This is a genomic window from Lysobacter brunescens, from assembly GCF_042677005.1.
GTDB classification, from domain to species: domain Bacteria; phylum Pseudomonadota; class Gammaproteobacteria; order Xanthomonadales; family Xanthomonadaceae; genus Lysobacter_I; species Lysobacter_I brunescens.
The window spans coordinates 619,581-636,745 of record NZ_JBHTIF010000001.1 but is presented as its reverse complement, the minus strand read 5'-3'; the positions used below and the strand labels follow the sequence as shown (position 1 = coordinate 636,745).

General features: G+C 66.1%; 6 protein-coding genes and 1 tRNA gene. 5 read left to right on the top strand and 2 right to left on the bottom strand.

Annotated elements, in window-relative coordinates; genetic code table 11:
* Positions 1-45 precede the first annotated feature (45 nt).
* Positions 46-1,893 carry an RNA polymerase sigma factor RpoD gene (rpoD, locus tag ACFQ0E_RS02660; RefSeq protein ID WP_386822150.1) on the top strand — a complete coding sequence of 616 codons (1,848 nt, stop codon included), beginning with the start codon at positions 46-48 and terminating at the stop codon, positions 1,891-1,893.
* Positions 1,894-1,968: 75 nt separating this feature from the next.
* Positions 1,969-2,044: transfer RNA gene (locus tag ACFQ0E_RS02655), tRNA-Ile, on the top strand.
* A gap of 513 nt (positions 2,045-2,557) precedes the next feature.
* Here the strand turns inward: ACFQ0E_RS02655 and ACFQ0E_RS02650 are convergent.
* The gene (locus tag ACFQ0E_RS02650) at positions 2,558-3,985 is read right to left on the bottom strand and encodes a hypothetical protein (protein WP_386822149.1); all 1,428 of its coding nucleotides are present in this window, start codon (positions 3,983-3,985) and stop codon (positions 2,558-2,560) included.
* Positions 3,986-4,375: 390 nt separating this feature from the next.
* On the opposite strand from ACFQ0E_RS02650, the gene ACFQ0E_RS02645 reads away from it, so the two are divergent.
* Together ACFQ0E_RS02645 and ACFQ0E_RS02640 are read left to right on the top strand one after the other, a co-directional pair.
* Positions 4,376-4,762, top strand: coding sequence for a BlaI/MecI/CopY family transcriptional regulator (locus ACFQ0E_RS02645; RefSeq protein ID WP_386822148.1), 387 nt, complete (start codon positions 4,376-4,378; stop codon positions 4,760-4,762).
* A complete protein-coding gene (locus ACFQ0E_RS02640) occupies positions 4,759-7,098 on the top strand; it encodes a M56 family metallopeptidase (protein ID WP_386822147.1) in 2,340 nt (779 codons plus the stop codon). The genes ACFQ0E_RS02645 and ACFQ0E_RS02640 overlap by 4 nt, the downstream gene beginning before the upstream one ends.
* A 78-nt stretch (positions 7,099-7,176) precedes the next feature.
* Here ACFQ0E_RS02640 and ACFQ0E_RS02635 read toward each other — a convergent pair whose 3' ends face one another.
* Complete coding sequence (locus ACFQ0E_RS02635; RefSeq protein WP_386822146.1) at positions 7,177-10,827, bottom strand: indolepyruvate ferredoxin oxidoreductase family protein; 3,651 nt, start codon at positions 10,825-10,827, stop codon at positions 7,177-7,179.
* A 578-nt stretch (positions 10,828-11,405) separates the two neighbouring features.
* Here ACFQ0E_RS02635 and ACFQ0E_RS02630 point away from each other — a divergent pair.
* Positions 11,406-17,165: hypothetical protein (locus ACFQ0E_RS02630; RefSeq protein ID WP_386822145.1), on the top strand; the 5,760-nt coding region annotated here is incomplete at its 3' end.

Here is a 17,165-nt window from a genome sequence, read left to right as displayed (position 1 = left end):
CGGGGCTGTTATAATTACGGGTTCACTTTCCCACGGTGGCGCCCCATGGCCAACGAACGTCCGGCTCCGCAGTCCGACATCAAGCAACTGATCAGCAAGGGTCTGGAGCAGGGCTACCTGACCTACGCCGAAGTCAACGACCATCTGCCGGACGATCTGGTCGATCCCGAGCAGATCGAAGACATCATCGGCATGATCAACGGCATGGGCATCGAGGTGCACGAGGTTGCGCCCGATGTCGACACCCTGCTGCTCGCCGACGGCGCGACCGGTGGTCGCGAAGTCGACGATACCGCCGCCGAAGAGGCCGCCGCCACCTTGACCGCGCTCGACGGCGAGGGCGGCCGCACCACCGACCCGGTGCGCATGTACATGCGCGAGATGGGTACGGTCGAACTGCTGACGCGCGAAGGCGAAATCGCCATCGCCAAGCGGATCGAGGAAGGCCTGACCCAGATGATGTCGGCGCTGGCCAGCTTCCCGTGGTCGGTCCAGCTGCTGCTCGAAGAGTACGACCTGCACAAGGCCGGCAAGAAGCGCCTGGCCGACATCGTTTCCGGCTTCAACGACGTCGAGGAGCCGGCCGAGGAGATTCCCGTCGCCGACCTGCCCGAGGGCGAGGCCGAGATCGACGAGGACGAAGACGATGCCGCCGGTGGCGACGACGCCGGTCCGACCGGTCCGGATCCTGCCGAAGTCGCGCGTCGGATGGAGCAGCTCGCCGCCAGCTACCTCAAGTTCCAGAAGGGCTATGCCAAGCAGGGTGCCGGCAACAAGGCCGTGGCCAAGCTTCGCGAGGAGATGGCCGAGCAGTTCATGACCCTCAAGCTGCCGCTGCCGCTGACCGACACCCTCGTGCGCAAGCTGCGCGAAGTGCTCGGCCAGATCAAGGAGCACGAGCGCCGCATCCTCGACCTGTCCACCCGCATCGCCAAGATGCCGCGCAAGGACTTCATCCGCGCGTGGGAAGGCAACCAGACCAACCTGGGCTGGGTCGACGAGATGCTCAAGCGCAAGCAGAAGTGGTCGTCGGGCCTGCGCGACGTGAAGGACCAGATCATTGCCGAGCAGGAAGCCACGATCGCCATCGAACAGGCGCTGTTCCTCGAACTGGTCGACATCAAGGAAATCAGCCGCGCGATGGCCTATGGCGAAGCCAAGGCGCGCAAGGCGAAGAAGGAGATGGTCGAGGCCAACCTGCGCCTCGTGATCTCGATCGCCAAGAAGTACACCAACCGCGGCCTGCAGTTCCTCGACCTCATCCAGGAAGGCAACATTGGCCTGATGAAGGCGGTCGACAAGTTCGAATATCGCCGCGGCTACAAGTTCTCGACCTATGCCACGTGGTGGATCCGCCAGGCCATCACCCGCTCGATCGCCGACCAGGCGCGCACCATCCGCATCCCGGTGCACATGATCGAAACGATCAACAAGCTCAACCGCATTTCGCGCCAGATGCTGCAGCAGTACGGCCGCGAAGCGACGCCGGAAGAGCTGGCGAAGGAAATGGACATGCCGGAGGACAAGATCCGGAAGGTCCTGAAGATCGCCAAGGAACCGATCTCGATGGAAACGCCGATCGGCGACGACGAGGACAGCCACCTCGGCGACTTCATCGAGGACACCAACGTCGAGTCCCCGATCGAGAACACCACCAACATCAACCTGCAGGAAACCGTGCGCGACGTGCTGGCCGGCCTCACCCCGAGGGAAGCCAAGGTGCTGCGCATGCGCTTCGGCATCGACATGAACACGGACCACACGCTGGAGGAAGTCGGCAAGCAGTTCGACGTCACCCGCGAGCGCATCCGCCAGATCGAAGCCAAGGCCCTGCGCAAGCTGCGTCATCCCAGCCGTTCCGAGCAACTGCGCAGCTTCCTCGACATCGACTGATCCTCGCGAAGCCCGCCCCGGAAAAGCCCGCATCTCGCGGGCTTTTTCGTTGGGCTAGAATGGTCCCCGCACGACGGGCCTATAGCTCAACGGTCAGAGCAGGGGACTCATAATCCCTTGGTTCCAGGTTCGAATCCTGGTGGGCCCACCACTAAGCAGTCTAGGGTTGTCCGGATTAGTCCGATGGTTCCGGGAAGCCCGGCAAAATTCGGGATTTTTGTGCGGCACGGTCCAAAGAGCAGGGGGCTCATAATCCCTTGGTCCCAGGTTCGAATCCTGGTGGGCCATCACACCGAAACAAACCGCTCTCGGTGGCATTGCGAAACCCCTTATTTTTCAGGATTTCCGCGAATTTCCTTTGGACTTGGCGCGGGTGGCACATCGCGCGTTTTGGCCAATTTTTCGCCAAATTCTCTCTCTCTTTCTCTGCCGCCTTGGACTTGGTGAAAGCCAAATCCAAGCGATGATTTTCCGATTTCCTAGCGGATCAATGATTTACGCTTGGACTCGGGAGAGCGGTTTTATGACGTCAATGCCTATCCTGCAGGATACGAAATCAGCACGGGAGTTTCACTATCTGAGTATTGAAATTGACATCCAAAAGCTTTGACTCGTAGCTAGTAACGACACTTCGTCGTGATCCGAAACGTGATCATGCTAGTGGCTATTTTTGATCACAAATAGACATATCCGCCCACCAAGCACCGTCGCGTTGTCGCCCCTCGGCCTTACAAATCTTTTCAGCTTCGCCTTTAGCGGAGTCACGGGCGCTGCTTTCGTCTGGGGCGGTCACGGTGATTGAGTGACGTCCCCCTGTCGCAAACAGCGAGCCTCTACACAAGAATGAACAATTGAAAATCCGCTGCGTGCTTGAACTGCCGCCTCTTGTTGCGGGCGGGTCATTGTGATTACGTTGACTTTCACTTGCGCGCTGTTGCGCAAGAAGTTTGCTGCAAGCGGTAGGGCTTGGGCACGACAAAATGAACTTGCCGTTTTTGTAGATTCCGCTTTCTACTATTTTTCCGGAGCGGTCGACTTTTGTTACGAACCCTTCACGTGATCCATACACAAACGTAGCAGAAATGACTTCTCCGTTCTCCAGCGTAATGGTTCCTGGGCCATGCAAGAAATCGTTGACGAAGCGCCCTTCCCTGATGACTGTACCGTTCTTGAAGTAAAACTTGCCTTGTTGAATTATTCCACCGGAAAGGATTCCATCGAATTTTTCGGTGGGCTCTCCGTCCCAGTAGAACTGGACTACACCTTGCCCTTCAGCTTTTCCATCCTTACATGCCCCAGACCAAGTAACGTTCTGCAACGGTTGTGGCGCAGCTAGTATCGAATACGCATGGTAGTTCCGTACGGTGCAGCCAGTCCTTTCGTCGGGAAGCCACTCATGCGCTGTGCAGGCGATCTTGTTCTTGCATTCCCGCTTCAACACATCGTTCTCAAAATAGCCACGAACAATATATGCTCCGTTCTCATTTCGTGCGCCTACAGTCCGCAAAGAAAATCTATTGTAGTAGTCAGAGCCCTCCGTGCCGCCAACCTCCCAAAAACCGCTAAGGGCTACGACCTGACGCTGTACCGAAGCGTTTGGCGGATTAAACTCTCCAAAATAATAATCTTTCCCTTTGTTTTGGCTAGTAGTTGCGGGGGTAAACCTCCCTATCTGCATTCGATTACGAACTTCTCCGAAAATATTTTCGCTTAGATTGAGTCGCCCGCTCGGTCGAATATTGAAGGTTCCTTCATAACGGTCGCCATTAGAAAAAGTATAGACCCCTTCTTTGGGCTGCCCCTCGTAAAATATTCCCTCGAAACGGTCGCCTTTTCTTCCCCGCCCAGCGCCAAAAATCAAGCGCTTCGTCCATATATACGTTCCATTCCCGTGAGGAAGCCCGTTCTGAAAATTGCCGACGTAATCGTTATTGCCTTTCGCTGTCCCGTATCCATTGGCGATTCCATTTACGCATCCGCCGGTGTAATGCATCGCAATATAGTCATCATAGACTTTGCATGTCTGGGCAAAAGCGTTCCCTGCTGCACACAGTATTGAGAATAGTAAGAGAATCGATAATTTATTAAGCATTAGCTTCCTGCCAACGTTCTATAAAAAGTGGACGAGTGTTGCCTGGGATCATCAGGTGCTTGATTTAATTTATTTCAATTATGTTTAATCGGTGAAGACGACCGCTCTCTGCGGACGTGACTAGCCATGCATTCCGCAACAGGCCGCATTTTCCTTTGCTCGCGGCCTTGCTATGAAATCTATGCGCCAGAACGCCACGATCTGCTGGAGTGCAACCCAGACACGAGCTTCGAAACATTGATCTATTGGCGATAGTCTACCTTCCACGGACTGCGCGCTTGGGGGCGGGCCACTTTCCGGCTTCCAGTTCGACATGACTTCCGGCCCGGTTGACGCCGTGGCCACCAAGCTCTACAACTGTAGTACGACAGATGTAGAAGAGGTGCCGGCATGGCCGAAGACATCGTATTGAGTGACCTGCAGCTGGACCTGATGCGGGTGCTGTGGCGGGCGGGGGAGCTGAGCGTGGCGGACGTCACGACGGCGCTGGCGGACCGCGACCTGGCCCATACCACGGTGGCGACGCTGCTGACGCGGCTGGAGAAGCGCGGCGTGGTGGCGTCACGGCGCGACGGCCGCATGCTGGTTTACCGACCCTGCATCAGCGAGGACCAGGTCCGGCGCAGCATGGTCTCCAGCCTGATCGCGCAGGTGTTTCGCGGCGATCCCAAGGCGCTGCTGGCCCATCTGGTCAGCGAGCGCGAGGTCGCCGGCGGCGATCTGGAGCAGGTCCGCGCGCTGCTCGAGCGCGACGAGGCAGGGAGGCGCGAGCCATGAATCTCATCTCCTCCGTCTGGTCCGGATCCGGCGACGCGCTCGCGACGATCGCGGGGCTCGGCCTGACCTTCCTCGTCCATGCCACCGTGCTGCTGCTGGCGGTCTGGGCGATCGAACGCCTGGGCTGGCTCAAGGAGCCCACCTGGGCGGAATGGGCCTGGCGCGTGGCGTTGTTCGGGGCCTTCGTATCGGTGACGGTCGAGGCCGTGCCGCGCGCGACACCGGAGATCACCGCAGCGCAGAGGCAGGAGACGATCGCGGCCGTACGCGCATCCCAAACCCTGCCTTCGGCCGCATCGATCGAACGGCCTGTCGTGCCCGCGCCGGCGAATGTCGAAGTCCCTCAGGCGTTGCCTGCGTTGCGCGCCACGACCGAAGCCGCGCCCATGCCCGTCGCTGCAGCGCCGTTCGCGGTCCGCGTGCCGGATGCGCTGATCGTGGCCTTGCTGCTGTTGTGGGCCCTGGGCGCCGCGATCTTCTCGCTTCGTGTCCTCCGGCAATCGCGCGGCGTGCTGCGCCTGCGCGAGCGCCTGGTGCACGAAGGCGAGACGCCCGGCGCGGAGATGCACGACGCGCTGCGCACGCTGGCCCGCGAGATGACCGTGCGCGAACCGGTGATGTGTATCCTGCCGGGGCTGGCGAGCCCACTGGTCCTGCCCGGCGCGATCCTGCTGCCGCCCTGGGTGGAGGGGCTGGATGCGCGCCAGCGGCGCGCGATGCTCGCGCACGAACTGGCGCACCTGCGCAGGCGCGATCCGTTGTGGCGTCCGCTGCAGCGCCTGGCCTGTGTGCCGCTGTTCTTCCACCCGCTGGCGTGGCTGGCGATGCGCCGCCTCGAATCGCTGGCCGAAACCCTATGCGATCGCGCCGCTGCCGAACGCAGCGGTGGCGGTCGTCCGCTTGCCGAGTGCCTGGCGGAATGCCTCGCCCGCGCTGCCGCATCGACACACGCACCACGCAGCGCCGGATGGGCGTTGGCGATGGCCGAACACGACGCCGGCATCGTGTCGCGCGTCAAGGACCTCCTGGAGACCCCGCACATGAAGATGTCATCGATCCCGGCGCGCTGGCGCTGGACCGCCGCAGGCCTCGCCCTGCTCGCATTGATCGCGCTGCCCGGCGTGCTGGTCATCGCCCGGCCCGGCCCGTTGCCCGCTTTCGGCAACCACGACCTGTCGGTCACCATACGTCGCGACGGCGACACCTACACGGTGCGATCGGACCTGCCGGAAGCCGGCGAGCGCTTCCGGCTGCGGATGGACGGCGATGTCGACTTCACCGCGCGCGAAGACGACATCGCGCGCATGGCGCCGGATGCGAGCTTCACGCTGCTGCAGCGTCGTGGCGACATCACGCGTGAGCTGACCGTCGCTCCCGCCGCGAACGGCCTGAAGCGCGACTATCGCGTGAACGGCGCCGCGCATGCCTTCGATGCCGACGCGAAAGCGTGGCTGGCGACCGCCATCCCCGAGATCCATCGCCTGACCGGCATCGATGCCGAGGCGCGCATCCAGCGCCTGCTCGCGAACGGCGGCGTGCCGCGCGTGCTGGGCGAAATCGCGCTGATCCGCACCGACTACGGCCGCGCGACGTACCTCGCGAAGCTCTCCGGCGCGGTTGCCCTGGGCGATGCGGACATGGCCGCCGTCATTGCGGTCGCGACGAAGATCGACTCGGATCACGAGAAGCGTCGGGCCATGCTCGCCCTCCTGGACCAGGCGCGGATCGCGCCGGCCAACCAGGCTGCCCTGCTGGCGGCAGCGAACGGCATCGCCTCGGACTTCGAGCGCGCCGAGTGGCTCAGCGCCGCTGCGGAGAAACTTCCGGTCGATGGCGACAACGCCGCGGCGTGGCGTACTGCCCTGATCGGCTCCGGCAGCGACTTCGAGCGTCGCCGCGCGCTGCAGGCATTGATCGAACACGGCCAGCCGCGTACGGCTGCTGTCGCGCTGGCGCTGGGCTCGATGCACGGCATGGCCAGCGACTTCGAGGCGCGTGCGGTGCTCGTGTCGGCGGTGAAATCGACCGCGATGCGTTCCGACGCCGATTACTTCGCCGCCGTCGACGCGATGGCCAGCGATTTCGAACGCCGCGAGGCGCTGATCGCCCTCATCGGCGCGGGTGCGCCCGATGCCGCGCGCAGTGGTGCCGTGATCGACAGCGTCGCGAAGATGGCGAGCGATTTCGAGCGCGGCGAGGTGCTCGAAGCGCTGGCGCGTGTCATGCCGAACGATCCCGCGCTGATCGAACGCTACCGCGCCGCCACCCGCGCGATGGCCAGCCAGCACGAGCGTGGCGAAGCCGAGCAGGCGCTGGATCGGTTCTATCGCAGCTGAGCATCGAACGCTGTCTGCGGAAACGCGAAGGCCCCGGCATGACCGGGGCCTTCGCTTTCAGCTCTGGTGGATCGAGGATCAGCCGGCGTACTTCTTCAGCAGCTCCGCCTCGCGCGCCTTGGCCTTGTGCAGGTGCGCTTCCTTGACGTGGCCGTAGCCGCGGATATGTTCGGGAATCGCGGCGATCTCGGCGGCGAGCGCGAGGTTGTCGCTGCCGAGCTTGCCGAGCAGCGTATCGACGGTGGCGAAGTAGTCGGCGATCAGCTTGCGCTCCATCTTCCGCTCCTCGGTGTAGCCGAAGATGTCGAAGGTGCCGCCGCGCAGGCCGCGCAGCTTCGCCAGGAACCTGAACGCGGTGAACACCCACGGGCCGTATTCGCGCTTCATCAGCTGACCCTGCGCGTTCTTCTTCGCCAGCAGCGGCGGCGCAAGGTGGAAGTGGACCTTGAAGTCGCCTTCGAACTGCTGCTCGATCCGGCGCCTGAACTCGCCGCTGGTGTACAGGCGCGCGACTTCGTACTCGTCCTTGTACGCCATCAGCTTGAAGGCGTAGCGCGCGACCGCTTCGGACAGGTCGGTCGAGCCCGGCACCTTCGCCTGCTCGGCGCTGCGCACCTTGCCGACGAGGTCGGCGTAGCGCTTCGCGTACGCCGCATCCTGGTAATCGGTGAGGAATGCGACGCGGCGGGCGATGATCTCGTCGAGTGAACGCGACAGGCGTGCATCATCGAGCGGCTGGAAGATGTCGCCGCTGCCGTTGGCCGGCACATGACGCAGTTCGTCGGCGCTGCGCAGGTCGGCGTTCTGCGGCATCAGGCCCGATTCATGGCCTTCCGACGCGGTGGGCGCGAGCAGCGGCAGCGCATGCGGCGTGGCTTCGGCGGCGGTCGGCGCGTTGCGCACGACGCCAGCGGCCTCGACCACGGCCGGCAGGTCGATCGCGGCGAGGCGGCCCCAGGCGAACGCGGTCTTGTTCATCTGCACGGCGGCGCCGTTGAGCTCGACCGCGCGCATGATCGCGTCGAACGAGATCGGCACCAGGCCCTGCTGCCAGGCATAGCCGAGCATGAAGAGATTCGCCGCGATCGCGTCACCCATCAGCGCGGTGGCGAGCTGGGTGGCGTCGACGAGGTCCGGGTCCTTGCCGCCCAGCGCGGTGCGCACGGCGGACACGATGTCGGCCGCCGGGAACTGCATGTCCGGACGTGTGGTGAAGGTGCCGGGCATCGCTTCGTAGCTGTTGAGCACGACGCGACTGCGGCCTTCGCGGATCTTCGACAGCGCCCAGTAATCGTTGACGACGACCATGTCGCAGCCGAGCACCAGGTCGGCCTCCCCGGCGGCGATGCGCACGGCGTGGATGTCGTCAGGCGCCTTCGCGATGCGGATGTGCGTGGTGACCGCGCCGCCCTTCTGTGCCAGGCCGGTCTGGTCGAGCACGGTCGCGCCCTTGCCTTCGAGATGGCCGGCCATGCCGAGCAGCGCGCCGATCGTCACCACGCCGGTGCCGCCGACGCCGGTGATGAGGATGTTCCAGGGCTTGTCGAGGCCGCTGGCGAAGCTCGGCATCGGCAGGTCGTTCAGTCGGTCCGCTGCGTTGGCCTTCTTGCCCTTCTTCAGCTGGCCGCCGTGCACGGTGACGAAGCTAGGGCAGAAGCCTTCGACGCAGCTGTAGTCCTTGTTGCAGTTGCTCTGGTCGATCTCGCGTTTGCGGCCGAATTCGGTTTCCTTCGGCAGCACCGACACGCAGAAGCTCTTCACGCCGCAGTCGCCGCAGCCTTCGCAGACCAGCGAGTTGATCGCCACGCGCTTCTGCGGATCCGGCAGCTTGCCGCGCTTGCGGCGGCGGCGTTTCTCGGTCGCGCAGGTCTGGTCGTAGATCATCACGCTCACGCCCTTGGCCTTGCGCAGCTTCTTCTGCACTTCGTCCAGGTCGCGGCGGTCGTAGTACTCGATGTCCGACGGGAACAGGTGGCGCTGGCGCGTCCACTTGGTGATGTCGTCGCTGACGACGTAGATCGTGTATACGCCCTCGGCGCGCATCTGCTGCGCGATCTGCGGCACGGTCAGCGTGCCGTCGACCGGCTGGCCGCCGGTCATCGCGACCGCGTCGTTGTAGAGGATCTTGTAGGTGATGTTCACGCCGGCGGCGATCGACTGGCGGATCGCCAGCGAGCCGGAGTGGAAGTAGGTGCCATCGCCGAGATTCTGGAAGACGTGCTCGGTCTCGGTGAATGCCGACTGCCCGCACCACGTGACGCCTTCGCCGCCCATATGGGTGAAGGTGTCGGTGCTGCGGTCCATCCACGTGACCATGTAGTGGCAGCCGATGCCGCCGAGCGCGCGCGACCCTTCCGGCACCTTGGTCGAGGTGTTGTGCGGGCAGCCGCTGCAGTAATGCGGCACGCGCGGGAAGCTGGCGCGGGGCAGGGCGAGCTCGCCTTCCTTCTGCTCGATCCACGCCAGCACGTCGCGGATCTGTTCGCTGTCGTGGAACTTCTGGATGCGGCGCGCGATGACCATCGCGATGCGTGCCGGCGTCAGTTCGCCGGTCGAGGGCAGGATCCAGTCGCCGCTCTCGTCGAACTTGCCGACGATCGAAGGACGGTCGCCGTCGAAGTTGTAGAACAGCTCCTTCATCTGGCTTTCGATGAAGCTGAGTTTCTCCTCGACGACGAGGATGTCCTGCAGGCCGCGCGCGAAGGCGCGGATGCCCATCGGTTCCAGCGGCCAGGTCATGCCGACCTTGTAGACGCGGATGCCGAGGTCGGCGCAGGCGCGCGCATCGAGGCCGAGGTATTCCAGGGCCTGCAGCACGTCGAGATAGCTCTTGCCGGTGGTGACGATGCCCAGGCGCGCGTTCGGCGAATCGATCACCACGCGGTCGATGCGGTTTGCGCGCGCGAATGCCTGCGCGGCCTTCACCGCATAGCGATGCAGGCGCATTTCCTGGTCGAGCGGCGGATCCGGCCAGCGGATGTTGAGGCCGCCGAGCGGCATCTCGAAGTCGTCCGGCGTGAGGATGTCCAGCGCCAGCGGATTCACGTCGACCGATGCCGACGATTCCACGGTTTCCGCGATCGTCTTGAAGCCGACCCAGCGGCCAGTGTAGCGCGACATGGCAAAACCAATGAGGCCCATGTCGAGGATGTCCTGCACGCCGGCCGGGTTGAGCACCGGCATGAGCGCGGACTGGAATTCGCCTTCGCTGCCGTGGGGCAGGGTGGAACTGCGGCAGGCGTGGTCGTCGGCGGCCAGCGCCAGCACGCCGCCGAACTTCGAGGTGCCGGCGGCGTTGGCGTGCTTGAACACGTCGCCGCAGCGGTCCACGCCCGGGCCCTTGCCGTACCACATGCCGAACACGCCATCGACCTTCGCGCCCGGGAACAGGTTGGTCTGCTGGGTGCCCCAGACCATCGTCGCGCCCAGGTCCTCGTTGAGGCCGGGGGTGAACTTCACGCCGGCACTGCCGAGGTGCTTCTTGGCTTTCCACAGTTCCAGGTCGAAGCCGCCCAGCGGGCTGCCGCGATAGCCACTGACGAAGCCGGCGGTGTTCAGGCCGGCGGCCTGGTCGCGCAGGCGCTGCATGATCGGCAGGCGAACCAGCGCCTGCACGCCCGAGAGGTAGATGCGGCCTTCGGTCCGGGTGAACTTGTGGTCCAGGGTGTAGTCGCGATCGACGGCGGGCGTGCCGGCTGCCGGCGAGCGGAGGTCGGTGGAACTGGCCATGGCGGGGGGGTCCTGAAGGCGATTCGCGCAGCCCGACGGCGCGTGTGGCCCGGGAGAGGGCCAACGCTTGCGCGGAAAAGTGGGGCTAGAGCGAAAATTCTAGCAGGGGCAGGCGCTTGTCACGAAATCCGCGCTTGTCCTGGCGGGGACGAACAGGTCATTCCCGGAGGTTATATGGTCGACTGTCACAGGAAAGCAGTCGAATCCGTTGCCCACAAACGGCTAAAATGTGACGCTGGGCGCAGACAGGTCATGGCCAAAGGGCTGGACTTCGTACACGCCGGATCGCCAGCCCAATCAGGGACATACAGGTTTCGCGATCGACAACGGTGACGCTTGGCACGGAATTTGCAATGGCAGTCACAGTCGCTGTGCCCGCGAGGGCAGGCGGCGCTATCTGATTGTGTACGTGAGTCGGATGTCCGAGGGACGGGCATCCGGGTTTCGAAGTGGCGGTAACCGGTCCGCGGTCCGGGAACGGGGAAACACAACCATTGCGCTTCCGGTATTTGCCGGGAGCTTCGATCCGGGATTCGGTCGGTGTCGCATTCGGGGCGGCACGGCCTGGGGGAGTTTCAGTGCTTGCGAATCTGACCTGTTTCGTCGACCGCGCGCGTCGTTGCATCGGCGCAGCCTTCGTCTTCGGTGCCGCCGCGTTCGTCGCGAGTCCGGCCGTCCTGGCCCAGAGCGCGGTCAATACCGCCTCGGTCACGACGCCCGCCACGGTCACCGATCCGAACGCGGCGAACAACACCGCGACGGACAGCGACACCATCACCCGCACCACCAACCTCAGTCTCGTCAAGACGGCCAGCCCGAATCCGGTCGTCGTCGGTCAGACCCTGACCTACACGCTCACCGTGAGCAATGGCGGCCCGAGCGCCATCCTCGCCTCCGACACCTTCTCCCTGGTCGAATCCCTGCCCGCCGGCCTGAGCGGCTGCAGCTACACCCCGTCCACCGGCACCTTCAATGTCGGCACGATCGCGCCCGGCGCCACCGGCACCGGCACCTGGACCAACGCCGCCATCGCCAGCGGCGGCAGCGCCACCCTGACCATCACCTGCAGCGTCACTGCGTCCGCAGCCGCCAGCATCTCCAACACCGCGACCATCGTTCCGCCCACCGGTGTGACCGATCCGGACTGCTCCGGCGCGCCGGTCACCTGCGCAGGCAACAACACCTCCACCGTCGGCACCACGGTCAACCGTCCGCAGCTGACGATGACCAAGACCGCGAGCGCGGCCTCGTTCACCGTCGGCGTGCCGGCGAGCTACACGCTCACGGTCACCAACACCGGAACCGCAACGACCTCCGGCAACATCACGGTCACCGATACCATCCCGGCGGGCCTCACGATCGGCACGCTGCCGGCCGCCTGTACGGCTGCCGGCCAGACGGTGACCTGCACGTTCACCGTGCCGCTCGCAGCGGCTGCATCGACCAACGTGATCATCCCGGTGACGCCGACTGCGGCCGCAGCCGCCAGCGTCACCAACACCGCGACGGCCAGCGGCGGCGGCGACGCCACCTGCCCGGCGGATGCGCGCTGCACCGGCAGCGTCACCTCCGCAGTGGACCGGCCGAACCTCAATGCCGCCAAGACGGCTGGCGTCGCCACGGGTCCGTCCGTGGCCGGCATCTACACCGTGACCTATACCGTCACCGTGACCAATTCGGGTGCCGCTTCCGGCACCTACGGTCCGCTGAGCGATGCGCCGGTCTTCCCGGCCAACATCAATATCTCCGGTGCCACCTGGACCACCAGCGGTGCGGGCGCGCCTGCGGGCGGTTCCTCGGCCACCGGCGGCGCCTACGCCCTGGCCCCGGCGGGCACGACGATCGCCGCAGGCGTCACCCATACCTACAACCTCACGATCACCTATACCTATGCCGCGAACACGGCGGTGACCGTGTGCGCCGGCGTGCCCACCCCGGGCAGCGGCCTGTACAACGCGGTGTCTCTGCCCGGCGGGCAGGAAGGTGGCGCCGCCACCGACAACGCTGCGTGCGTGAACACCCCGCCGCCGCCGCCGTTCCTGACGATGACCAAGACCGCGAGCGCCAGCCCGTGGACGGTCGGCGTGCCGGCGAGCTACACGCTGCAGGTCACCAACACGGGTGGCGTCGCCACCACGGCGACCGCGACCATCACCGACACGATCCCGACGGGCCTGACCATCGGCACGCTGCCGGCAGGCTGCACCGCCGCCGGCCAGACCGTCACCTGCACCATCGCCGCCGGCCTGGCCGTGAGCGGCAGTGCCTCGTTCGTGATCCCGGTGACCCCGACCCTGGCTGCCGGCACCAGCGTGACGAACACCGCGACCGTCAGCGGTGGCGGTGACCCGGGTTGCGGTGCGGAAGCACGCTGCACCAGCTCGGTGGGTCCGACGACGATCAATGCGCCGCAGCTGACGATGACCAAGACGGCCTCGGCCGCTTCGTTCACGGTGGGCGTGCCGGCGTCTTACACGCTGACGGTGAGCAATACCGGCACGGCCGCGACCACGGCCAATGTCACGGTGCTGGACACCATTCCGACCGGTCTGACGATCGGCACGCTGCCTGCGGCGTGTCTCGCCAGCGGCCAGGCGGTGTCGTGCAACGTGCCGGCCGGATTGGCTGCGGGCGGCAGCGCCTCGTTCGTGATCCCGGTGACGCCGACCCTGGCGGCCGGCAACAGCGTGACCAACACCGCAATCGCAACCGGTGGCGGTGACGCGACCTGCCCGGCCGACGCGCGCTGCACCAGCAGCGTGACGACTGCGGTGAATGCGCCGCAGCTGACGCTGAGCAAGACCGCGAGCGCTTCGCCGTGGACCGTCGGCGTGCCGGCGAGCTACACGCTGCAGCTGAGCAACACCGGTAACGCCGCGACCACCGCCGTCGCGACGATCACCGACACCATTCCGACCGGTCTGACGATCGGCACCCTGCCGGCGGGCTGCACTGCGGCCGGCCAGATCGTCACCTGCACCGTGGCCGCCGGCCTGGCGGCCGGTGGTAGCACTTCGTTCGTGATCCCGGTGACGCCGACCCTGGCGGCTGGCGCGAGCGTGACGAACACGGCGAGTGTGTCCGGCGGTGGCGATCCGACCTGTCCGGCCGATGCACGCTGCACCAGCACCGCCGGCCCGACGCCGGTGAATGCGCCGCAGCTGACGCTGAGCAAGACCGCTTCGGCTTCGCCGTGGACCGTCGGTGTGCAGGCGTCGTACACGCTGCAGCTGAGCAATACCGGCACCGCAGCGACGACGGCGGTGTCGACGATCACCGACACGATTCCGACCGGTCTGACGATCGGCACGCTGCCGGCGGGCTGCACTGCCGCCGGCCAGACCGTGACCTGCACCGTGCCGGCCGGCCTGGCGGCCGGCGGCAGTGCCTCGTTCGTGATCCCGGTGACGCCGACCTTGGCGGCTGGCGCGAGCGTGACGAACACGGCGAGTGTGTCCGGCGGTGGCGATCCGACCTGTCCGGCCGATGCACGCTGCACCAGCACCGCCGGCCCGACGCCGGTGAATGCGCCGCAGCTGACGCTGAGCAAGACCGCGAGTGCTTCGCCGTGGACCGTCGGTGTGCCGGCGAGCTACACGCTGCAGTTGTCGAACACCGGCACTGCTGCGACGACGGCGGTGTCGACGATCACCGACACCATTCCGACCGGTCTGACGATCGGCACGCTGCCGGCGGGCTGCACCACCGCCGGTCAGACGGTGACCTGCACCGTGCCGGCCGGCCTCGCAGCCGGCGGCAGCACCTCGTTCGTGATCCCGGTGACGCCGACCCTTACGGCCGGTACGAGCGTGACGAACACGGCCACCGTGAGTGGCGGTGGCGATCCGACCTGTCCGGCCGATGCGCGCTGCACCAGCACCGCCGGCCCGACGCCGATCAACGCGCCGCAGCTGACCCTGAGCAAGACCGCTTCGGCTTCGCCGTGGACCGTCGGTGTGCCGGCGTCGTACACGCTGCAACTGTCGAACACCGGCACCGCTGCGACGACGGCGGTGTCGACGATCACCGACACCATTCCGACCGGTCTGACGATCGGCACGCTGCCGGCGGGCTGCACCGCCGCCGGCCAGACGGTGACCTGCACCGTGGCCGCCGGCCTGGCGGCTGGTGGCAGCACTTCGTTCGTGATCCCGGTGACGCCGACCTTGGCGGCCGGTACGAGCGTGACGAACACGGCCACCGTGAGTGGCGGTGGCGATCCGACCTGCCCGGCTGATGCGCGCTGCACCAGCACCGCCGGCCCGACGCCGGTGAATGCGCCGCAGCTGACGCTGACCAAGACGGCCTCGGCTTCGCCGTGGACCGTGGGTGTCCCGGCGAGCTACACGCTGCAGCTGTCGAACACCGGCACCGCGGCGACGACGGCGGTGTCGACGATCACCGATACGATTCCGACCGGTCTGACGATCGGCACGCTGCCGGCGGGCTGCACCGCCGCCGGTCAGACGGTGACCTGCACCGTGCCGGCCGGCCTCGCAGCCGGTGGCAGCACTTCGTTCGTGATCCCGGTGACGCCGACCCTGGCGGCCGGCGCGAGCGTAACGAACACGGCGACCGTGAGCGGCGGCGGCGATCCGACCTGCCCGGCCGATGCACGCTGCACCAGCACCGCCGGCCCGACCCCGATCAATGCGCCGCAGCTGACCGCAGGCAAGGTCTCCAGTGCGCCGACCTTCATCGCCGGCCAGCAGTATCAGTACCTCATCCGCGTCAACAACACTGGCACTGCAGCGACGACCGCCCCCGTGACGCTGAGCGACACGATCGCTGCGGGTGTCACGATCGATGCCGTCGATGCGGGCTGCACCGTCGCCGGCCAGACCGTCACCTGCACGGTGCCCGCCGGCCTCGCCGCTGGCAATTTCGCGGGCTTCCTGATCACGGTGACGCCGACGGCCTCGGCTGCATCGCCTATCGTGAATACGCAGACGGTGTCCGGTGGCGGCGATCCGACCTGTCCGGCGGCAGCGCGCTGCTCGGCCACGACGTCGAACACGCTCACGGTCGTGCAGCTGACGCTGACGAAGACGGCCTCGGCTTCGCCGTGGACCGTGGGTGTCCCGGCGAGCTACACGCTGCAGTTGTCGAACACCGGCACGGCCGCGACGACCGCTGTGTCGACGATCACCGACACGATTCCGGCCGGTCTGACGATCGGCACGCTGCCGGCAGGCTGCACCGCCGCCGGCCAGACGGTGACCTGCACCGTGCCGGCCGGCCTCGCGGCCGGTGGCAGCACCTCGTTCGTGATCCCGGTGACGCCGACCGCAGCAGCGGCCCCGAGCGTGACCAATACCGCCAGCGTGAGTGGCGGTGGCGATCCGACCTGCCCGGCCGATGTGCGCTGCACCAGCACCGCAGGTCCGACGCCGGTCAACGCCAGCGCCGACCTGTCCATCGTCAAGACCCAGGGCACGCCGAATCCGGCCGTGCCGGGCCAGACGGTGACGTGGACCGTGACGGTGACCAACAACGGTCCGTCCGATGCTGCCGCCGTGACCACGGCCGACACGGTCTCGGTCTCGGTCACCGGCCTGAGCGTCGGTGGCGCTGACGGTGCGTCGTGCACCGTGACCGGCCAGGACGTGAACTGCGCCTTCGGTACGGTCGCCAATGGCGCCACGCGCACCTTCACGATCACCGGCACGCTGGCTGCGAACTTCACCGGCAGCCTGAGCAACACGGCCACGGTGGCTTCGACCACCGCCGACCCGACGCCGGGCAACAACAGCTCCACGTCGAACACGCCCAGCGCGCCGAGCGCCGATGCCGCGATCGCCAAGACCCTGCTGACCGCGACGCCGGTCCAGGCCGGCGGCACGGTGTCGTACCAGATCGTCGTGACCAATGCCGGTCCGTCGAACCTGGTCGGCGCCAGCGTGGCCGATACCCTGCCAGCGCAGCTCACGGGCGCGACCTGGACGTGCACCGCGACCGGCAGCGCCAGCTGCGGTACGGCGAGCGGCGCCGGCAATGTCGCCACCACGGTCGACATCGCGGCCGGTGGCGGCAACTCGATCACCATCGTGGTGACCGGCACAGCACCGGTCACCACGCCCAGCACGATCGCGGCCAACACGGCGACCGTCGCCGTGCCGGGCGGCACCACCGATCCGAACCCGGGCAACAACAGCTCGACCGTGCCGGCGATTCCGGTCACGGCGCTGCCGATCGACGCGGTGGACGACGACTACACGGGCACGCCGGTGAACGGCGGCCCGGGCGGCAACCTGCCGAGCGTGCTGGGCAACGACACGCTGAACGGCGGTGCGGTGACGGTGGGCGTGGGCGGCAACGTCACGCTGACCCCGGGTGCA